Here is a 19,833-nt window from a genome sequence, read left to right on the forward strand (position 1 = left end):
CGGGCACCAAACAAGAGTGGAGGAAACAATGAGGAAACTTCTTCTTGCCGGCATCGCGGTTGCGATGATGGCGACGCCGGCATTCGCCGCGAACTACCGCTTCGTCATCGTGCCGAAGGCGATGAACAATCCGTTCTTCGACTTCGCGCGCGACGGCTGCCTGAAGCGAGCCAAGGAGCTCGGCAACATCGAGTGCATCTACAAGGGGCCGGTCGAGCACGAGCCGGCGACGCAGGCGCAGATCATCCAGGACTTCGTCACCCAGAAGGTCGACGGTCTCGCCATCTCGGTCGCCGACGTCGCGGCCATGACCAAGTCGATCGAGGCGGCGACCGCCGCCGGCATCCCCGTCATCACCTTCGATGCCGACGCACCCGGGTCCAAGCGCCTCGCCTATATCGGCACCAACAACAAGGAGTTCGGCGTCGCGCTCGGCAAGCAACTCTTGAAGATGCGGCCCGACGGCGGCAAATACGCCATGGTCTCCGGCGGGCCCGGCGCCAAGAATCTCGCCGAGCGCGTCGACGGCGTGCGCGAGGCGCTGAAGGGCTCGAAATGGACCGAGGTCGCGGGGTCCCCGACCTTCTGTAACGACGATCCCGCGCTGGCGGTGCAGCAGATGACGGACATGCGCACCGCAACCCCCGATCTCGCCGCGATCGTACCCATCGGCGGCTGGCCGATGTTCGCGCCCGAGGGCTTCAAGGCTTTCGCCAGCAGGAACAAGAAGGATATCGATTCCGGCAAGTTCACCCTTGTCGTCGCCGATACGCTGAAGATGCAGCTCGAGCTGCTGCGCGACGGCTATGCCAATGCGCTGGTCGGCCAGCGTCCGTTCGAGATGGGCGAGAAGGCCATGGATACGCTGCTCGCCATCAAGAAGGGCGAGAAGGTGCCGGAGATCGTCTACACCGGCCTCGATCTCGTCACCAAGGACAACGTCGCGCAGATGTTGAAGTAGGAGCGCCCGCCAGCCCCGGGCGCCTGCGTGCCTCTCCCGCTTGCGGTTTCCGCAAGCGGGAGAGATGATTTGGACTGTTGGAATGAAGACAAGGCAATGGGAATGAAACGGTCGCGGCTCGGCTCGCTCGACGTCACCTCAATCGGCCTCGGTTCCGCCCCGCTCGGCGGATTGTTCAGTCCTGTGAGCGATGCCGACGCGGAGGCGACGATCGCGCGTGCCTGGTCGCTCGGGGTGCGGTTCTTCGATACCGCGCCGCTCTACGGCTTTGGGCTCGCCGAACGGCGGCTCGGGGCCTTCCTGCGGCAACAGCCGCGCGAGTCCTACGCCATCTCGACCAAGGTCGGCCGCCTGCTGCGCGTGCCCGAAGGCGCGGCCGCCGAGGACGAGCACTACAAGGGCACGCCGCGCGAGCGGCCGGTGTTCGATTTCAGCTATGACGGCGTGATGCGCTCGGTCGAGGAAAGCCTGGGCCGCCTCGGCCTCGATCGCGTCGATGTCCTGCTGGTGCACGATCCCGACGATCATTATGATGAGGCGGTCGCCGGGGCCTTCCACGCGCTGCAGCGGCTTCGCGAGGACGGCACGGTCAAGGCGATCGGCGCCGGCATGAACCAGTCGGAGATGCCGGCTCGCTTCGCGGAAGCCGTGCCGGTCGACTGCTTCCTGCTCGCCGGGCGCTACACGCTGCTCGACCAGGGTGCGCTGGATGCGTTGTTTCCGGTCTGCACGGCCAAGAACATCGGCATCCTGCTCGGCGGCATCTACAACAGCGGCATCCTGGCCAACCCGCACACGAGCGCAAAGTTCAATTATCAGGACGCCGATGCCTCGCTCGTCGCGCGGGCGCTGGAGCTCGACGGGCTCTGCCGCAAGCACGGCACCGAGCTGAAGGCCGCCGCGCTCCAGTTCTGCATGGCGCATCCGGCGGTGACGGTCGCGATGATGGGCGCGCGCAACGCCGGCGAGGTTGCCGACAACATCGCGATGTCGGAGAAGGCCGTGCCGGCCGCGTTCTGGCAGGAGCTGCGTGCGCAAAACCTCGTCGATGCGCGCGCGCCGCTGCCGACTGGAGCTAAGGCATGATCATCGACGCCCACCAGCATTTCTGGGATCCGGCGCGCGCCGACTATCCCTGGATGGCGGCGGACGAGCTCGCGCCGATCCGTCGCGCGTTCGGTCCGGCTGATCTGGCGCCATTGCTGAAGGCGAACGGCATCGATGCCAGCATCTTGGTGCAATGCCGCTCCTCGCTCGAGGAGACCGAGGAATTCCTGCGCATCGCCCATGCCATGCCGTCGGTGATCGGCGTCGTCGGCTGGGCCGACCTGACCGACGGCGCGCTCGGTGACACGCTCGACCGGCTGCGCGGCTTGCCGGGCGGAGACAAGCTCGTCGGCGTCCGCCACCAGGTGCATGACGAAGCCGACCCCGATTGGTTGCTGCGCGAGGACGTCCAGCGCGGGCTCACGGCATTGTTCGCGCATGATCTTGCCTACGATTTTCTCGTCCGCACCCGCGAGCTGCCCGCCGCGATCGCAACCGCGCAGGCCTTTCCGCAAGCGCGCTTCGTGCTCGACCACGCGGCCAAGCCGCCGATCGCCGACGGCGGCAGCTCTGAATGGTCCGGCCGCATCAAAGCGCTCGGGACCTGCGGCAATGTCTGGTGCAAGATCTCGGGGCTCGCGACGGAAGCGGCCTGGAATGACTGGGATGCGGAGCGCCTGTTTCCGTTCGTCGCCCACGCCGCAAGCTGTTTCGGCGACGACAGGCTGATCTTCGGCTCGGACTGGCCGGTGTGCCTGCTTGCGGGAAGCTACGGCGAGATCAAGAGCGCGCTGGAAGCCTGCTTGGCGAAGCTTGGCCCGCAGGTGCGGGACAAGGCTTTTGGTGTCAATGCGGCGCGGGCCTATCGACTGGCGATCGCAGCGTAGGGCCTGAGCGCGCGCCTCGTCCTTCGAGACGCGCGCAAGGGCGCGCTCCTCAGGATGAGGCTAAGCGGCATTGCCGCCTGTTGAAGCGACCGACGCGCACTCCGTTCCTCATCCTGAGGAGCCCGCTTAAAGCGGGCGTCTCGAAGGATGGCCGCAGGGCAACCTGGCTCAAATGCGATCGCCCTGCAGCGAGCGGACGGGAGGAGCAGTAGATCCGCGCCCTCGCTTACTCCGACATCGGCTTGTCGGAGATGTCCCAGTCCTTGCCGGTGAAGGTGGAGATGAACAGCGTCTTCATCGGCGTGTAGTCCTCGGGCGTGTAGCTGTAGGTGACGCCGTCGAGGAAGTAGGGCGAGTGGAAGCCCGCGAGCGTCGAGGCCTGCTTCAGCACGTTGGCGCGGGTGAGATCGTCACCGCAGCGGCGCAGGATCTCGCCCATGGTGGCGGCCTGGCCGTAGCCGGCAAAGGCGATGGTGTTGTCGGGATCGATCGCCGGCGTGTATTTCTTGCGCAATTCCTCGAACGCCATCACGTCGGGGTCTTTCTCCCATTTTGGCAGGCCGACCTCCTTGTTGTAGCGGATGGCGACGATGCCGGTGGCGTTCTCGAGGCCCGCCGCGCTCAGGATCGAGCGGCCGGTCGAGCCCGCCGACAGCAATTGCAGCGGCTTCCAGCCGAGCTCGGCGACTTTGCGGATCGACTGCGACGAGGCCTTGCCGGTGGAGATGTTGTAGAAGACGTCCGCGCCGGACTTCGAGAGGTTGATGAGCTGGGAATCGACGGTCGGCTCGGTGAGATCATAGGTCTGCTCCATGATCACCTGCGCGGTGCCGCCGGCATCCGCCAGCACCTTCTTGAAGGGACCGAGGAAGTCGCGGCCGAAATCGTCGTTCTGGTAGAGGATGCCGATCCTGGCGTTCGGCTTCACGCTGACGACGTGGCGGGCCAGGATGCGCGCCTCGGTCGGATACAGCGGCAGGCCCGCCATCGTCCATTTGAACTCTTTCGGATTATTCCATTTCGACGCGCCGGTATTGAGCAGCAGCTGCGGCACGCCCTTGGAGTTCAGGTATTTGTGCACGGCAGTCTGCGGCGCGGTGCCGAGCGAGCCGTACAGCGCGAGCACCTCCTCCTGCTCGACCAGACGCCGCGTCGCCTCGACGCATTTCGGCGCGCTGTAGGCATCATCCATGGTGAGAAACTTGATCTTGCGCCCGTTGATGCCGCCCTTCTCGTTCAGCATCTGGAAATAGGCTTCGCCGACGCGCCCCAATACGCCGTAGAGCGAGCCGGGGCCGGAATGCGGCACGGTCTGTCCGATCTTGATCTCGGTGTCGCTGGCACCCGCATCGTATTTTTTCTCGGCGGCCCAGACATAGGGCGCGGGCAAGGTGGATGCGGCGATGGTGGCGAGCGCGGCAGTGCTGAAATCGCGCCGCGATGGATTCTTCGTCATTATTTGTTTCTCCCTGGTGCGCGCATTGTGCTGGGAACGCAGCACGGCTCGCAAGTGGGAAGTCACGGCTTTGCGACGCAATGACGCTTAAATCGCCAGTCTAGCGCCTAGACTCAAGTTTTCTCGGCGATGACGACGAGACCGCGCACCGGCTCGTTGTTCTCGTTGCGGGGCGAGGCCGGCTCCAGCGTCAGCAGCTTCAGGCCCGTTTTGGCGATGGCGCCGCGGACATATTCCGCCGAATGGGCATAACGCAGGCCGTCGCCGAGCACGATGCCGCTGCCGTCATGCGTCTCCAGCGTGAAGGCGAGCACGCCGCCCGATGCGAGCACGCGCTTTGCTTCGGTCAGGACCGGCGCGAGATCGGCGAGATAGACGAATGCATCCGCGGCGACGATCAGGTTCGCGCTCGCGTCACTCTTCGTACGCAGGCCCTCGATCATGTCGGCGACTTCGAGCTCGGCGTAGAGGTTGGTGGCGCGCGCCTGCTTGATCATGCCGGGCGAGAGGTCGATGCCGATGAAATGATCGACCTGCTTGGCGAAGGCGGCGGCCGCAAGGCCGGTGCCGCAGCCGAGATCGATGGTGCGCTTGAAGTAGGCCGGCTTCTTCGCAGCGACGCGTGCGGCCAGCACCGCCTTGAAGATCAGGCTGGGCGCGCGGTAGCCGAGATCGTTGATCAGCGTGTGCTCGAAGCGCGGGGCGTACTGGTCGAACAGCGCCTGCACATAGGCCTTCGGCATCTCCGCCATCTCGGCGTCGCCGAGCCGCATCAGGTGCAGGCCGGCGCCGTGCTGGTCGCCGGGATCGGACCTCCGCGCTTCTCGAAACGCCGCGATGGCCTTGTCGCGCTCACCGAGCTGCTGCCGGATCTCGCCGAGCGTGAACCAGGCCGAGGTGAAGTCAGGCGCCAGCTCGATCGCCTGCTCGAGCAGGTCGGCGGCCGCGGGCAGATCGCCCTTGAGCTGGAGGTCGCGCGCGAATTCGAAGCGGCGGTCGGCCATGAGATCGCCAGAGGTCAGGAACAGACGGAGGGGCATGGGAACCAGGAAGCGCAGGGCGGAATGACTCGAAGCGACGGCAACGCGGCCTATATATCAGGCATGCGACCTCAAGACATCCTGTTGCCAGCTGCTGCCGGCCTGTGCTGCAAGCCCGGCGGCTTCCATATCGACCCCGTCCGCCCGGTCGAGCGCGCCGTGATCACCCACGGCCATTCCGACCATGCCCGCGCCGGCCATGGCGCGGTGCTGGCGACGCAGGAAACGCTGGACATGATGCGGCTGCGCTATGGCGAGAATTTTGCCGGATCGACCCAAGCCATCCGCTATGGCGAGGAGATCCGGCTCGGCGATGTCCGCGTGAAGTTTCACCCGGCCGGCCACGTGCTGGGCTCGGCGCAGATCGCGGTCACCTGCAAGGAGACCTGCATCGTCGCCTCCGGCGACTACAAGGACGCATCTGATCCGACCTGCACGCCGTTCGAGCTGGTGCCCTGCGACGTCTTCATCACCGAGGCCACCTTTGGCCTACCGGTGTTCCGGCATGGCGATGCCGCCGACGAGGTCAGGAAGCTGCTCGCCTCCGTCGCGCTGTTTCCCGAGCGCGCGCATCTGGTCGGCGCCTATTCGCTCGGCAAGGCGCAGCGCGTGATCAAGCTGCTGCGGCGGGCCGGCTACGACGCACCGATCTACCTGCATGGCGCCATGGAGACGATCACGCATTACTACCAGAGCCGCGGGATCGAGCTCGGCGAGCTCAGGCCGGTGAAGGGCGTCAAGAAGGCCGCGCTCGCCGGCACCATCACGCTGGCTCCGCCCTCGGCGACGTCAGACCTGTGGACGCGGCGCTTTCCCGATCCGGTCACGGCGTTCGCCTCGGGCTGGATGCGCGTGCGCGCCCGGGCGCGTCAGCGCGGCGTCGAGCTGCCGCTGGTGATCTCCGATCACGCCGATTGGGACGGCCTCACCGCCACGATCGGTGCGACCGGCGCCGGCGAGATCTGGGTCACGCATGGCCAGGAAGACGCGCTGGTGCATTGGTGCCGCAGCAAGGGCCTGAAGGCGCAGCCGCTCGACCTCGTCGGCTATGGCGACGAGGAGGAGAGCGAGACGCCTGTTCAAGGTGAGACTGAGGCATGAACCGCTTCGCCGAACTTCTGGACCGTCTCGCCTACGAGCCCGGCCGCAACAACAAGCTGCGGCTGATCACCGGCTATTTTCGCGAGGTCGGCGACCCCGACCGCGGCTACGCGCTGGCCGCGCTGACCGGCGCACTCAGCTTCAAGCACGCCAAGCCGGCCCTGATCCGCGACCTCATCGCGTCGCGCACCGATGAGGTGCTGTTCGGATTGAGCTACGATTACGTCGGCGATCTCTCGGAGACGGTGGCGCTGATGTGGCCGCGGGCCGAGCTCGCCGCCCACAACAACCCGCCACCCCCAACCCTCACCGAGGTCGTCACCACGCTGCGCACGCTCGGCAAGACCGAGCTGCCGAAGCAGCTCGAGCGCTGGCTTGACGAGCTCGACGAGACCGGACGCTGGGCGCTCTTGAAGCTCGTCACCGGTGCGCTTCGTATCGGCATCTCGGCGCGCCTCGCCAAGACCGCGGCGGCCGCGCTCGGCGACAAGGATCCGCATGAGGTCGAGCTGATCTGGCCGGGTCTCATCCCACCCTATCTCGACCTGTTCGCCTGGCTGGAAGGCCGCGCCGACAAGCCCGTCAACCGCGATCCCGCGCCGTTCCGGCCCGTGATGCTGGCGCATGCGATCGAGGACGCGGATTTCGCCGCGCTCGATCCCGCCGACTACATCGCCGAATGGAAATGGGACGGCATCCGCGTGCAGGCCGTCGCCGGCCGCGACGAGCGCGGCCATATCACGGCGCGGCTCTATTCGCGCACGGGCGAGGACATCACCGGCAGCTTTCCGGACCTCGTGCCGTCGCTGCACCTGCCGGGTGCGATCGACGGCGAGCTGTTGATCCTGCGTGAGGGCCGCGTGCAGAGCTTCAACGTCCTGCAACAGCGGCTCAACCGCAAGGTCGTCTCGCCAAAGCTGATCAAGGAGTTTCCGATCCACCTTCGCGCCTACGATCTGCTCGGCGACGACGAGAACGATCTGCGCGAGCTGCCGTTCGCGGAGCGGCGCGAGCGGCTGGAGACCTTCATCAAGAAGCTCGACGATCCCCGCATCGATCTGTCGCCCACCGTGCCGTTCGCAAGCTGGGAAGCATTGACCGCCGCGCGCGCCGATCCCGCCAGTGCCGGCGCCGGCGAGGATGCGGACGCCGTCGAAGGCGTGATGCTGAAGCGGCGCGATGCGCCCTATCTGCCGGGACGGCCGAAGGGCCAATGGTGGAAGTGGAAGCGCGATCCGCACATCATCGACGCCGTGCTGATGTATGCGCAGCGCGGTCACGGCAAGCGCTCGTCCTATTATTCCGATTACACTTTTGGCGTCTGGACCGCGGGCGAGGGCGGCGACGAGCTGGTGCCGGTCGGCAAGGCCTATTTCGGCTTCACCGACGAGGAGCTGCTGCAGATCGACCGCTTCGTCCGCCGCAACACCACGGAGAAATTCGGTCCCGTGCGTCATGTCGTGCACGAGGGCGACAAGGGATTGGTGCTGGAGGTGGCGTTCGAGGGCCTGCAGCGCTCACCGCGTCACAAATCCGGCGTCGCCATGCGCTTTCCCCGCATCAGCCGCCTGCGCTGGGACAAGCCGCCGAAGGAGGCGGACAGGCTGGAGACGTTGGAGCGGATGCTGAAGGCGGAGGCGGCGGAGATTGAAGTGTGAGGCACCTCGATCTCGCCGCGATGGCGGTGCACTCCCTCTCCCGCTTGCGGGAGAGGGCCGGGGAGAGGGTATCTCCGCATTGGGAATCCCCTAGAGGAGAAAGCCCTCACCCGCGCCTTCGGCGCGACCTCTCCCGCAAGCGGGAGAGGTTGGCAACCCGCGGCACGCGCCTGCCCGAATTAAACTCCCGTAACCCGATTGACGCTCGCTTGCGGGTTCCCCATGTGCCTCGCCGTGCCCTATAATGGGGTCGAATCCGCCTGAGGAGTTTGCGATGGTCCAAGACGTCAGAGATTTGCCGGCCGGCCGCAGCGACGGGCTGAACCGTTTTCTCGGCGGCTCGCCGCTGGCGGTCGCGTTTCGTCTGGTCCTGCTCTCGATCCTGGTCGGCGTCGTGCTGGCCGCGATCGGATTCGATCCCTGGAACATCATCTATAGCATCCGCCTCCTGTTCCAGCGTCTGTGGGATCTCGGCTTCGATACCATCAACTGGCTGTGGCGCTATTTCCTGCTCGGCGCGGTCATCGTGATCCCGATCTGGCTGCTGTCGCGCGTGTTCGGCACGCCGCGCGGCCGGTAAGGCTGGGAGTCCGCAGCCGATGCAACTGCGTTTCGTCGGCTGCGGCGACGCCTTCGGCTCCGGCGGCAGGCTCAACACCTGCTTCCACGTCTCGGGGCGCGCGGCGAATTTCCTGATCGATTGCGGCGCGTCGGCCTTGCCGGCGCTGAAGCGGCTGGAGATCGCGTGCGACGAGATCGATCTGATCCTGATCACGCATTTCCACGGCGACCATTTTGCCGGGCTGCCGTTCCTGCTGCTCGACGCGCAGTTCTCGCGGCGGACGCGGCCGCTGACGATCGCGGGCCCGCAAGGCATCGAGAGGCGGCTGCGCGAGGTGATGGAGGCGCTGTTCGAGCATTCCTCGAAGACCAGGCAGCGCTTCGAGCTTGATGTCGTCGAACTCGCGCCCGAGCAAGGCCGGACTTTCGGCGCCGTGACGGTGACGCCCTATCCCGTCGTGCACGGCGAATCCGGCGGTCCCTTCCTCGCCTACCGCATCGAGGCCGAGGGCCGCACGCTCGCCTACAGCGCCGACACCGAATGGACGGAGACGCTCATTCCGCTGGCGCATGGCGCCGATCTTTTCATTGCCGAGGCCTATATGTACGAGAAGGTGGTCAAGAACCATCTCAGCCTGAAGACCTTGGAACAGCATCTGCCAAACATCGGCGCCAAACGCCTCGTCCTCACCCATATGAGCGACGACATGCTGTCGCGCCTCGAGACGTTGCCCTACATGGCGGCCGAGGACGGCATGGTCGTCGTATTCTGACCATGCACGCGCCCGTCCATCCCAGGGTTGGCACGCGAGACGTGTTCGCCATCGCAGGTCCTGCGATGGTCGCCAACCTGACCACGCCGCTGATCGGCGTGGTCTCGACCACGGCGATCGGCCGCCTCGACGATGCCGCGCTGCTTGGCGGCGTCGCGATCGCGTCGATCATCTTCGACTGCCTGTTCTGGCTGTTCGGCTTCCTGCGCATGAGCACGCTCGCCTTCACCGCGCAATCGCTGGGCGCGGGCGAGGTGCGTGAGCCGACCGCGATCCTGGCGCGCGGCTTCATCGTTGCCGGCCTGATCGGCGCCGCGCTGATCGTGCTGCAATTGCCGCTGGCCGCGGTGCTGTTCGACCTCATGGGCGGCAGCGAAGGTGTGACGCGGGCAGCGCAGACCTACTTCAAGATCCGGATCTGGTCGTCGCCGTTCACGCTGGCCAATTACGTCATCCTCGGCTGGCTGATCGGCCAGGCCCGCGCCAATTCAGCCTTGCTGCTTCAGGTCGTCGTCAACCTCGTCAACATGGTGGCGACGATCCTGCTGGTGCTGGTCTACGACACCGGCATCGCCGGGGCCGCGACCGCCGCGCTGTTCTCGGAAGCGGTCGGCTTCGCCCTCGGTGTGATCGTCTGCCGCCATTATGCCGACGGCGGCTTCGGCGTGCCCACCGCGACTCTGCTCGACCGCGACAAGCTGTTGCGGTTGCTGGCGGTGAATTCCGACATCATGATCCGCACTGCGGCGCTGATCACCGTGTTCCTGTTCTTCACCGCCAAGGGCGCGCAGGCCGGCGACGTCACGCTGGCGGCCAATTCCGTGCTCAACAACTTCCTGTTCATCAGCGCCTTCTTCCTCGACGGTCTCGCCAACGCGGCCCAGCAGCTCTGCGGCCGCACCCTCGGCGCACGCGACGCAAAAGGCTTTGCCGCCTCGACCCGGCTGGTGCTGTTCTGGGGGCTCGGCTTCGCCATCGTCGTCGCGGCGCTGTTCGCGTTGTTCGGGCCGGCCTTGATCGATTTCATGACGGCGAGTGATGACGTGCGCCGCGCCGCGCGCGAGTTCCTGCCCTTCGTCGTGCTCGCGCCGATTCCCGGCGTGTTCGCGTTCGGGTTCGACGGCATCTATATCGGCGCGACCTGGGCGCGCGAGATGCGCAACCTGATGCTGGTTTCGCTCGCGGTCTTCCTCGGCACGTGGTGGGCGCTGCAATCGTTCGGCAATGCCGGGCTGTGGTGGGCGCTGATGGCCTCCTACCTCTCGCGCGGAGGCTTGCAGGCGGCGCGCTATCCGGCGCAGTTCCGGGCGACGTTCTCTTCTCCCTCGCCCCGCTTGCGGGGAGAGGGTCGGGGGTGAGGGGGAGTCTCGACAAGGGAAGTGAGAGTTGGACTCGTGGAGAGTCCCCCTCACCCGGAATTTGCTCTCGCAAATTCCGGCCGCCTCTCCCCGCAAGCGGGGAGAGGCGAAGTGCATCGCCTTACATCCCCGGCCAGTCTTCCGCCGTGAGCGTCGCCGCATCGGCGCCGACGATCTCGGACAGCGAATCCCGCCCGGTGCGGAGCAGCGTCGAGGTCAGGTCGCGCTTGATCTCGTCGACCAGGCCGAGGCCCTTGTAGACCAGCGACGAATAGAGCTGGATCAGGCTCGCGCCGGCGCGGATCTTGGTCAATGCGGCGCCGCCGGAGTCCACGCCGCCGACGCCGATCAAGGGGAACGCGCCTTCGACGCGCACATAGGTCTCCGCGACCATCCGCGTCGACAGACGGAACAGCGGCCGGCCCGACAGGCCACCTTGCTCCCTGGCGCGCGTCTCCTCCCGCAGCGTGCTCGGCCGCGCGATCGTCGTGTTCGACACGATCATGCCGTCGACCCGGCGCGAGCGCGCGACCTGCACGACGTCGTCGAGCTGGGCGAGACTCAAATCCGGCGCGATCTTGAGCAGCACCGGCGTGTCGCCGGCCTTCTGCCTGACGCGCTCGCGCGCGTCGATCACGCGGGCGAGGAGATCGTCGAGCAGCGCGCCTTCCTGCAAATTGCGCAGACCCGGCGTGTTCGGCGAGGAGACGTTGACGGTGAAGTAGCTTGCGACCGGCGCAAAGGTCTCGATCAGCTTGACGTAATCGGCGACGCGATCGGCTGAATCCTTGTTGGCGCCGACATTGACGCCGACGATGCCGCCGTGCTGCGCGCGCGCGGCGAGCCGGCGCAACGCGACGTCCGCGCCGTCATTGTTGAAACCCATGCGGTTGATGATGGCCTCGTCGCGCTCGAGCCGGAACAGCCGCGGCCGCGGATTGCCGGCTTGCGGCTTCGGCGTCACCGAGCCGATCTCGACGAAGCCGAAGCCGAGCCGCAGCAGCGCGTCCGGCACCTCCGCGCTCTTGTCGAAGCCCGCGGCCATGCCGATCGGGTTGGGAAAGTTGAGCCCGAAGGCGCGCATCGCGAGCTTGGGGTCGTCGGCGCGCGGCTTGACCGGCGGCAGGAAGCGCAGGCCCTGGATCGCCAGGCGATGCGCGTCTTCCGGATCGAGCCAGCGCAGCACCGGCAGGGAAAAGGCGTCGAAGGCGCGGATCACGGCGCAAGCTCCGGAACGTCGTGGCCGCCGTCGGAGCGGGTGTTGAGGTTCATCACCGCGATCACGGCGCCGAGATCGAGCTCGCCATAGAGATGCGGAAACAGCTCCTCATTGCGCGAGCGCTCCCAGCGCAGCCCGCTGCCGAGCGCGTCGCCATCGACCTCCACCAGGAACAGCGCGCGCTGCCCGAAATAGTGCTTGCGCAGGGTTTCGGGAACCTGTTCGGCGGTCGAGAAATGGATGAAACCGTCGCGCGCATCATCTGCGCTGCCCCGGTAGACACCCTGCCGTTCCGCCTCACGCCAGGCCGAGGCCGGACAGATTTTGTAGATCTTGACCACCGCTTGCGCAGTCCTGTTTGCTCTTTGAGTCTCTTGGGTTTTTTCGTCTCGTGCGGATCCGCAAGAACCCCGGCGCGACCGTAAAGGCCGCCTCTGCCGAACTCAAGACCTCAAGCCTTTCCGGTCCGGTGAAATCGCCGCCCCTTGCGCGAGAATCGGAAAACCGGTTGATTTGAGGATAGTTTTCCTGAGTTGCGACGGGCTGGACCTTGCATGGTCAGACAGGCCAAAGCGCAGAGCATACTCACTCACGACCAGATCTGGATCGCGCTGGATCGGCTGGCGGCGCGCGCCGGTCTGTCGCCGTCCGGCCTTGCCAAGCGCGCCGGGCTCGATCCCACTACCTTCAACAGGTCCAAGCGCGTTACTTCGGACGGCCGCGAGCGCTGGCCCTCGACCGAATCGATCGCCAAGGCGCTGGCGGCGGCAGACGCCTCGTTCGACAGCTTCGCGCGGCTGATCGACGACGACGCCGGCGACGGTCGCTCGGTCCCGCTGCTCGGTTTCGCGCTGGCCGGCGCGAGCGGGGCCTTCGACGAGACCGGCCTTCCCTCGGGAAAGGGTTGGACCGAAACCGCGCTTCCGGCCACCGAGGATAGCCACAGCTTCGCGCTGGAGATTTCCGGCGATGAGTTTGCGCCCGTCTACCGCCACGGCGACATCGTGCTGGTTTCACCGGGCGCGCCGATCCGCAAGGGCGATCGCGTCGTGGTGCGAAGCAGGACGGGCGAAGTGACGATCGCAGCGCTGAAGCGCCGTACCGCGAAGGCACTGGAGCTGCAATTGCTCAATGCATCGCAAGCCGTGCGCACGATGGCGGCGGGCGAGGTGGCGTGGATCGCGCGGATTGTGTGGACGAGCCAGTGACTGCGGCGGCAGTTAGGCGACTTCCGTTGCATCGACACGATGCAACTGAGTGAACGCATCCACGGCGAGTCTCACAGCACTTCGAAGATCTTGTAGGCGACGGCGCCCTCGACGAGATAACCCTTGCCGACACAGACGATGTCATTGAGCCAGGCATAGGTCTGCGAGCCGGTTTCGAACAGCGGATTGGTGCGGAAGTAATATCCGGCGGGATCGACCCTGGTGCGCCGCGCCGGATCCGCCATCTCGGCGCGCAGAGCCTGCGGCGTCACCCAGCGACCGCCATAGGTCATATAGATCAGCTCGCCATCATGCGTCCGCAGCGACAGGCGGACATCGAGCGTCATGGCGCCATCGGCGCGAAACAACGCCCAGTCGCCGCCGCCCCGCAGCACCTCGCCGCGCAGGCGTGGGCCTTCGAACGAGCCCTTGGCGGCGCCGAACAGCACGCGCTGCCCGACCGGCCCGGCGCCGAAATTGAGGCGCGGATCGAGATCGACGACGATGTCGAAGAGATGTCGGGTCTCGAGATCGCCGACGGATTTGACGCGGGGATCGGTCATGGTCTGGCACTCCTTGATGCCTGGATGGTATTTGCCGGCGGCTAAGCCGCCTGTGTCGCATCGCCAAACAGCTTGCGCCTGACCGCATCGGTCGAGAGGCCGGATTGGGCGCACAGCTCGGAGAGATCGAAGACGAAGCGTTCATGCGCGATCTTGTCGTCGCGGAAGGCGAAGGCGATGAACACGGGCAATTCGGCACGGCGCCCATTGGGCGCGCCCCCGAAGCGATCACCGGTCATCGTCATCCGGGCGGTGCCCCAGCAAATCAGCGTGTCGGCGGAATTGGCGTGGCCGTCCAGCGCGACGTGATAGTCCGGGAAGGACTTGAAGAAGCGCGTCAGGACGCGCTCGTTTTCGGCGAGACCCTGCGCCCTGGTGCCGAAGGCCGGCGTCTCCAGCACCATGTCCGGATGCAGGACTTCCAGCGCCGCAGCGACATCCTGCCGGCTCTTGGCGATCGCCAGCCTTTCCGCCAGTTCGAACATCCGCTTGCCATCCATGGCCCGCCTCGTAGCATTCTACATGAATAATACATACATCGTGTATGTTATATGCGGTTTGATACCAACGCGTCAAGCCTTAGGTTGGGCGCGATGCGGGCGAAGGATCCTCCGAGAAGTCGTCGGGAAGAGTACAGCGAAGCCACCAGGCAGGCGCTGATCGATGCCGGACGCGAAGCGTTTGCCGCCAATGGATTTCAGGCGGCGGGCATGGAGGCGATATCGCGGGCGGCGCGGGTCACGCGCGGCGCGTTCTACCATCACTTCGAGGACAAGAAGGCGCTGTTCGACGCCGTGGTGGTCGCCATGCAGCGCGAGGCGGCCGCCCGGATCGAGGCCGCGGCGCGGAACCAGCACAAGATCTGGGATCGTCTCAGCGCCGGCATCGACGCCTATCTCGACGTCTGCGAAGAGCCGGCCTATGCGCGCATCGTCATCCAGGAAGCGCAGGCCGTGCTCGGCGAGCCGCGCTATCGCGAGATCGAGGAGACCTACCCGACCGCGCTCCTGATCGCGACACTGCGGGCGCTGAAGCGCGATGGCGAATTGAACGCGGACGATGTCGATCTGCTCAGCCGGATGATCGACGCGATGATCTGCAAGATCGGGCTGTTGCTCCCCTACGCGGACGATTCCAGAAAGCTGCGCAGAGACGGACAGACGATCGTCGCGGCGGTGCTGGAGACCTTTCGCCACAAGGCGTGAACCCCCTCGATCCTGCGATCGCCCTCGATGGCCAAATGGGGCGATCTCGACGCGACCAACAAGGCTTGCGCGGTCGGCCTGCAGCAATCGCCGATCGAGATCGAGGTTCGCAAATCCGATGAATGCGCGCCCGGTGCAGAAGGATAACCGCGCTACGTGTTGAAGTCGATTTGAGCTGGAGATCTGTAACCCGGATGTCGCTTCGCTCATCCGGGCTACGCGTTTTTTGCTGGCCTCACGCGCTCCGCGCCAGCGCCCCGTCGATCATGTTCACCGCGTTCTGCACGCCGTACACGGCGACGAAGGAGCCGAAGCGCGGGCCCTTCTCCTGGCCGAGCAGCACCTGGTAGAGCATGTTGAACCAGTCCAGCGTGACGCCGGGACGGCCGTCCTTGCCCTTCTTGACCTGGTCGAGGAACGGCTCGCGGCGTCCGATCTCGTAGACGACGTTCTGGATCTCCTCGGCCGAGGCGTCCGGCGCAAGCTGCGACAGTGCATCGCGTAGATCCTGCAGCGCCGCACGCTCGGTGTCCGTCGGCACGCGGAACTGCTTCGTCGGCGCGACGAAGTCGCGGTAATAGTTGATGGCGTAACCGACCATCGCGTCCAGCTTGGGGTGCGTCTGCGGCGACACGCCGGGGCGATAGCGGCCGATGAAGCCCCACAGCGTCTCGGCATTCTCCGCATTCGACGACGACACCAGCGTCAGCAGCAGCTGGAAGGTCACGGGCATGTCGCCCTTCGGCGGCTTGCCGTTGTGGATGTGCCAGACCGGATTGCCGAGCTGCTGCTTGCCGTCCTGCTTGGCGAAGCCGTCGATGAATTGCTGATAGTCGTCGACGTTGCGCGGGATGACGTCGAAATACAGCCGCTTGGCCGCCTTCGGCTCGCGATACATGAACAGCGACAACGATTCCGGCGAGGCATAGCGCAGCCATTCGTCGATAGTGAGGCCATTGCCCTTCGACTTCGAGATCTTCTGGCCCTTCTCGTCGAGAAAGAGCTCGTAATTGAAGCCTTCGGGCGGCGTGGCGCCGAGCGCCCTGGCGATCGCGCCGGACAGCTTCACGGAATCGATCAGGTCCTTGCCGGCCATCTCGTAGTCGACGCCGAGCGCGACCCAGCGCATCGCCCAGTCGGCCTTCCACTGGCACTTGACGCTGCCGCCGGTGACGGTCGTCTCGACCTCCTCGTTCGTATCAGGGTCGACATAGGTCACCTTGCCGGCAGCGACATCGCGGCGGATCATCGGCACCTGCAGCACGACACCGGTTGTCTTGCTGATCGGAAGGAACGGCGAATAGGTGGCGCGGCGATCGGGACCCAGCGTCGGCAGGATGATCTCCATCACCTTGTCGTAGGCGGCGAGCATCTTCAGCAGCGTCGCGTCGAAGCGGCCCGACGTGTAGTAGTCGGTCGAGCTCGCGAACTCGTAGTCGAAGCCGAAATGATCGAGGAAGGCGCGCAGCCGCGCATTGTTGTGGTGCCCGAACGAGGGGTACTCGTTGGAGAACGGATCCGGCACCCGCGTCAGCGGCTTGCCGAGATGCGCGGTCAGCATCTCCTTGTTGGGGACGTTGTCGGGCACCTTGCGGAAGCCGTCCATGTCGTCGGAGAAGGCGAGCAGGCGCGTCTTGATCTTGTCCTCGGTCAAGACGCGAAAGGCGTGCCGCACCATCGAGGTGCGCGCGACCTCGCCGAACGTGCCGATATGCGGCAGGCCGGACGGCCCGTAGCCGGTCTCGAACAGCACCTCCTCCTTCGGGCTCTTCTTCAGCCGCGCGACGATGGCCTTCGCCTGCTCGAACGGCCAGGCGTTGGATTGTTCGGCGAGCGCACGCAGATCGCTCGGACTCATGCTGGGATCGATAACGGACATCAAGACGGGCCTCCGGGCCGCGGAAAATAGCGATTTCCGGGCAGAATGCAATTTTGCGGGGCGACAGCCACCTCCGCCGTCATTGCGAGCGAAGCGAAGCAATCCAGACTGTTTCCGCAGCAGCAGTCTGGATTGCTTCGTCGCTGCGCTCCTCGCAATGACGGCGAGGAAACAGCGAAACTAGAATCGTAGGGTGGGCAAAGCGAAGCGTGCCCACCATTCAGAAGCGTGCCCACCATTCGTAAGACGTGGGCACGGCGCTTGCGCGCCTTTGCCCACCCTACGGCAGCTCGCGCGCCGCAAGAGCGCGCAGCTAAAACGGGCTCACCGAGAAATACCGCAGCCACAGATCGGTGTAGCGGCCCTTTTCCCAGACGCGGAACAGCGCCCAGTTCAGGGCCTGGCGCAGCACGTCGTTGCCCTTGCGCACGGCGATGCCGATGCCTTCGCCGAAGAAGCGGCTCTCGACGAAGGGGCCGCCGGAGAAGGCGCAGCAATCGCCGGAATCGGTGCCGTTGATCCAGAACGCCAGCGAGATGGCGTCGCCGAAGATGAAATCGACCTCGCCCTTGCGCAAGGCGGCGCGCATCGCCTCGTCACTGGGATAGGCATGCAGCTCCGCATCGGTGAACATGGCCTTGAGATAGGCCTCGTGCGCGGAGCCGGCGATGACGCCGACCTTCTTGCCCTCGAGATATTCAGGCCGGATTTCCGGCATCACCGCGTCCTTGCGCGAGGCGAAGCGCGCCGGCACGCGATAATAGGGATCGGTGAAGTCGACGCGGGCGCGCAGCTGCGGGCTCACCGCCATCGAGGCGATGATGGCATCGCCGCGGTTGGAGGAGAGCGCATCGACCAGTGTCTCGAAGCGGCGCATCTGCACGGTGCAGGTGACCTTGATCTCCTCGCACAGGCTGCGGGCGAGATCGACGTTGAAGCCGGCCGGGTTGCCGTCGGCGCCGGTGTAGTTGAACGGCGGATAGTCGGTCTCGGTCAGGAAGCGGATCACGGTCAGGCGCGACAGGTCCGGCCGTTCCGGCCGCCGCCGCGGGTCCCAGAAGCCGGGCACCGCCTGCGGGGCGGCCTGAGGTGTGGCCTGGACCTGCGGCGTGGCCTGGGGTGCCGCCGGGGGGCGCTTGGCGGGAGCCTGGGCCTCGGCGGCGGGGAGGCTCGCGAGCAGGCAGGCGGTCACGGCCAGCCCGGTCAGCAAGCCACGGGCAGATTTGGTCGATTTCGCCTGTTGCGATGGAGCCATCGGCCGGAAATGAACGAATTCGTTGGGATCGGAGGGCGTTATAGACCATCCCGCCGGGAACGCGAGCGCGGAATGTGGCTGGGTGAAGGTCCCTCGGCCATCATGCCCGGGGCTGTCCCGGCCATGACGATGGGGAAGCAATTGGGCCCGAACGCAGCCTTCAAAGATACTTCTTCAAATCAGCCGCTGCCTCTTCCGGCGTCCGCTTCAGATTGAACGGCGAGACGAAGCGCCCGTCGCGGTCCATCAGGTAGATCAGCGCGGTGTGGTCCATGGTGTAGTCGCCGTCCTTGGTCGGGATCTTCTTGGCGTAGACCCGGTAGGAGGTGATGACCTTGGCGATCTCGGCGGGGTCGCCGGACAGGCCCTCGAGGTGCGGATCGAAGCTCGACAGGTATTCCTTGATGGTCGCCGGCGTATCGCGCTCGGGATCGACCGAGATGAAGACGGCATTGACCTTGTCGGCATCCTTGCCCATGACGCGCAGCACTTCCGAGATCTCGAACAGCGAGGTCGGGCAGACGTCGGGGCAATGGGTGTAGCCGAAGAAGATCAGGGTCGGCTTGCCCTTGAGGCTCTTGTCGGTGACGGCCTTGCCGTTCTGGTCGGTGAGCTGGAACGGGCCGCCGATCGCAGCCGGCTGCGCCACCTTGCTGATGCCGCCCATGGCCCAGAACATGATCAGGAGCCCGACAACGAGGCTTGCCGCGAAGGCGGTCGCGATCACCAGCGGACGGGTGGCGGAGCTCATGAGCGGGAAACTTCCTGTCGCGGATCAGAAGCAGGCGGCGAAGCCGGTCCTGATCATTTCGAAGAACATTTGCGTGCCGTAGTGGAACCACAGCGCCAGCGTGCCGAGCACCAGCAATCCGCCGATCGCCGCACCCGCCCACAGCAGCACGGACGGCGTCCGGCCGGCAGTGGACGAATTGTCCTGTAACGGATGCGTCGGGTGCAGTGGTTGAGCCATGACAACGATCGAGACAACGATCGAGGGCGAAGGCCCCCGGTTCCCAAGCCTTCAGATAGGCTTTGGCCCGCCTGCGGGCAAGACGCCGCCGGCGGGCCAGAACGATCCAGTCAGGTCGAGAACGTCAGTGCAGCAGCTGGCCCCGGGCGGATTCGATCTGGTCCGCTTGCGGGAGAGGCCGGCGCGACGGCTTGATGGTCGAGGCCTGCGCGTCCATGTAGCAGGGCTTGTACATGGCCTGGAGCTGCTTGCCCCTCAGGAACAGCATATTCGGGGTGAGGCCGCCGCGCTGGCTGATCCAGCGCCTCACGTGCGAGGGATACATCGCATAGAGCATCTGGGTCGCCTCGGGATTGGTGACGGCGCGGCCATTGCGGCCGAAATCCCAGGCGGCGTGGAAGCCGAGCGTCGCGCTCGAGGTCACGCAGATGCGGTCATGCGGGATGGCACCGAGGACGATGGTACAGGCGGATGCGCAAAGGCCGTCGATGATGACGGTCTCGCCTGATTGACGCAGGTCCTGGTACTTGTCGACGTAGGTTCCAATCCGGCCACCGCGGTCATCCGCGATCCGAACCACCGCGTGAGAAGCCCCCATGCCAGCGATCAACAGAACCGCCGCAAGCAACCCCGTCAGAAACTTCATTGGCCCCCGCCCCAGTCGAATTCGAATCTGCGTGTCAGGTGGTGAT

Annotated in this window: 21 protein-coding genes; 10 read left to right on the forward strand and 11 right to left on the reverse strand. The window is 65.7% G+C overall.

Features of this window, described 5'->3' with window-relative positions:
• Nucleotides 1–28: 28 nt before the first annotated feature.
• The 3 genes from D6B98_RS27535 (at nt 29) to D6B98_RS27545 (ending at nt 2,895) form a co-directional block, all read left to right on the forward strand.
• Nucleotides 29–961 carry a sugar-binding protein gene (locus tag D6B98_RS27535; protein WP_164718898.1) on the forward strand — a complete coding sequence of 311 codons (933 nt, stop codon included), beginning with the start codon at nt 29–31 and terminating at the stop codon, nt 959–961.
• A gap of 102 nt (nt 962–1,063) precedes the next feature.
• Nucleotides 1,064–2,047: an aldo/keto reductase gene (locus D6B98_RS27540; RefSeq protein WP_126260374.1), complete on the forward strand. Its 984-nt coding sequence runs from the start codon at nt 1,064–1,066 to the stop codon at nt 2,045–2,047.
• Entirely contained in the window at nt 2,044–2,895 is an 852-nt protein-coding gene (locus D6B98_RS27545; RefSeq protein ID WP_126260178.1) for an amidohydrolase family protein, read from the forward strand. Before D6B98_RS27540 ends, D6B98_RS27545 begins: the two co-directional genes overlap by 4 nt.
• A gap of 226 nt (nt 2,896–3,121) precedes the next feature.
• Here the strand turns inward: D6B98_RS27545 and D6B98_RS27550 are convergent, their stop codons facing one another.
• Both D6B98_RS27550 and D6B98_RS27555 read right to left on the reverse strand, forming a co-directional pair.
• A complete protein-coding gene (locus D6B98_RS27550; protein WP_164718899.1) occupies nt 3,122–4,351 on the reverse strand; it encodes an ABC transporter substrate-binding protein in 1,230 nt (409 codons plus the stop codon).
• Nucleotides 4,352–4,464: 113 nt separating this feature from the next.
• Nucleotides 4,465–5,391: a class I SAM-dependent DNA methyltransferase gene (locus D6B98_RS27555; RefSeq protein ID WP_126260180.1), complete on the reverse strand. Its 927-nt coding sequence runs from the start codon at nt 5,389–5,391 to the stop codon at nt 4,465–4,467.
• Between the two features lie 63 nt (nt 5,392–5,454).
• Between D6B98_RS27555 and D6B98_RS27560 the strand changes: the two genes are divergently transcribed.
• From D6B98_RS27560 to D6B98_RS27580, 5 genes are all read left to right on the forward strand, one after another.
• Complete coding sequence (locus tag D6B98_RS27560; RefSeq protein WP_126260375.1) at nt 5,455–6,492, forward strand: ligase-associated DNA damage response exonuclease; 1,038 nt, start codon at nt 5,455–5,457, stop codon at nt 6,490–6,492.
• Nucleotides 6,489–8,150 (forward strand): ATP-dependent DNA ligase, encoded by a 1,662-nt coding sequence (locus D6B98_RS27565; RefSeq protein WP_126260181.1) that lies wholly within the window; start codon nt 6,489–6,491, stop codon nt 8,148–8,150. The genes D6B98_RS27560 and D6B98_RS27565 overlap by 4 nt, the downstream gene beginning before the upstream one ends.
• 274 nt (nt 8,151–8,424) lie before the next feature.
• Nucleotides 8,425–8,730 carry a DUF6460 domain-containing protein gene (locus tag D6B98_RS27570; RefSeq protein ID WP_126260182.1) on the forward strand — a complete coding sequence of 102 codons (306 nt, stop codon included), beginning with the start codon at nt 8,425–8,427 and terminating at the stop codon, nt 8,728–8,730.
• A gap of 19 nt (nt 8,731–8,749) precedes the next feature.
• A complete protein-coding gene (locus D6B98_RS27575) occupies nt 8,750–9,484 on the forward strand; it encodes an MBL fold metallo-hydrolase (protein ID WP_126260183.1) in 735 nt (244 codons plus the stop codon).
• Nucleotides 9,485–9,486: 2 nt separating this feature from the next.
• The gene (locus tag D6B98_RS27580; RefSeq protein WP_126260184.1) at nt 9,487–10,842 is read left to right on the forward strand and encodes an MATE family efflux transporter; all 1,356 of its coding nucleotides are present in this window, start codon (nt 9,487–9,489) and stop codon (nt 10,840–10,842) included.
• 121 nt (nt 10,843–10,963) lie between these two features.
• Here D6B98_RS27580 and D6B98_RS27585 read toward each other — a convergent pair whose 3' ends face one another.
• Both D6B98_RS27585 and D6B98_RS27590 read right to left on the reverse strand, forming a co-directional pair.
• Entirely contained in the window at nt 10,964–12,061 is a 1,098-nt protein-coding gene (locus D6B98_RS27585) for a quinone-dependent dihydroorotate dehydrogenase (protein WP_126260185.1), read from the reverse strand.
• Nucleotides 12,058–12,402 carry a DUF952 domain-containing protein gene (locus D6B98_RS27590; RefSeq protein ID WP_126260186.1) on the reverse strand — a complete coding sequence of 115 codons (345 nt, stop codon included), beginning with the start codon at nt 12,400–12,402 and terminating at the stop codon, nt 12,058–12,060. Before D6B98_RS27590 ends, D6B98_RS27585 begins: the two co-directional genes overlap by 4 nt.
• A 213-nt stretch (nt 12,403–12,615) precedes the next feature.
• On the opposite strand from D6B98_RS27590, the gene D6B98_RS27595 reads away from it, so the two are divergent.
• Nucleotides 12,616–13,269 carry a S24 family peptidase gene (locus D6B98_RS27595; protein ID WP_126260187.1) on the forward strand — a complete coding sequence of 218 codons (654 nt, stop codon included), beginning with the start codon at nt 12,616–12,618 and terminating at the stop codon, nt 13,267–13,269.
• Between the two features lie 71 nt (nt 13,270–13,340).
• Here D6B98_RS27595 and D6B98_RS27600 read toward each other — a convergent pair whose 3' ends face one another.
• Nucleotides 13,341–13,832 (reverse strand): DUF3237 domain-containing protein, encoded by a 492-nt coding sequence (locus tag D6B98_RS27600; protein WP_126260188.1) that lies wholly within the window; start codon nt 13,830–13,832, stop codon nt 13,341–13,343.
• A gap of 41 nt (nt 13,833–13,873) precedes the next feature.
• Nucleotides 13,874–14,332: an ester cyclase gene (locus tag D6B98_RS27605; protein WP_126260189.1), complete on the reverse strand. Its 459-nt coding sequence runs from the start codon at nt 14,330–14,332 to the stop codon at nt 13,874–13,876.
• A gap of 93 nt (nt 14,333–14,425) precedes the next feature.
• Here D6B98_RS27605 and D6B98_RS27610 point away from each other — a divergent pair, with 93 nt between their 5' ends.
• Entirely contained in the window at nt 14,426–15,037 is a 612-nt protein-coding gene (locus D6B98_RS27610; RefSeq protein ID WP_164718900.1) for a TetR/AcrR family transcriptional regulator, read from the forward strand.
• Between the two features lie 235 nt (nt 15,038–15,272).
• Here D6B98_RS27610 and D6B98_RS27615 read toward each other — a convergent pair whose 3' ends face one another.
• From D6B98_RS27615 to D6B98_RS27635, 5 genes are all read right to left on the reverse strand, one after another.
• A complete protein-coding gene (locus D6B98_RS27615) occupies nt 15,273–16,916 on the reverse strand; it encodes a lysine--tRNA ligase (protein ID WP_126260191.1) in 1,644 nt (547 codons plus the stop codon).
• A gap of 313 nt (nt 16,917–17,229) precedes the next feature.
• Nucleotides 17,230–18,171, reverse strand: a complete 942-nt coding sequence (locus D6B98_RS27620) for an ABC transporter substrate-binding protein (protein ID WP_126260192.1) — start codon at nt 18,169–18,171, stop codon at nt 17,230–17,232.
• A gap of 160 nt (nt 18,172–18,331) precedes the next feature.
• Entirely contained in the window at nt 18,332–18,922 is a 591-nt protein-coding gene (locus D6B98_RS27625) for an SCO family protein (RefSeq protein WP_126260193.1), read from the reverse strand.
• Between the two features lie 24 nt (nt 18,923–18,946).
• On the reverse strand, nt 18,947–19,141 hold the full coding sequence (locus D6B98_RS27630) for a hypothetical protein (RefSeq protein ID WP_126260194.1): 195 nt from the start codon (nt 19,139–19,141) through the stop codon (nt 18,947–18,949).
• A 124-nt stretch (nt 19,142–19,265) separates the two neighbouring features.
• Nucleotides 19,266–19,787 (reverse strand): hypothetical protein, encoded by a 522-nt coding sequence (locus tag D6B98_RS27635; RefSeq protein WP_164718901.1) that lies wholly within the window; start codon nt 19,785–19,787, stop codon nt 19,266–19,268.
• Nucleotides 19,788–19,833: the final 46 nt, after the last annotated feature.

The sequence above is a fragment of the Bradyrhizobium sp. LVM 105 genome (assembly GCF_003957705.1).
Classification (GTDB): domain Bacteria; phylum Pseudomonadota; class Alphaproteobacteria; order Rhizobiales; family Xanthobacteraceae; genus Bradyrhizobium; species Bradyrhizobium frederickii.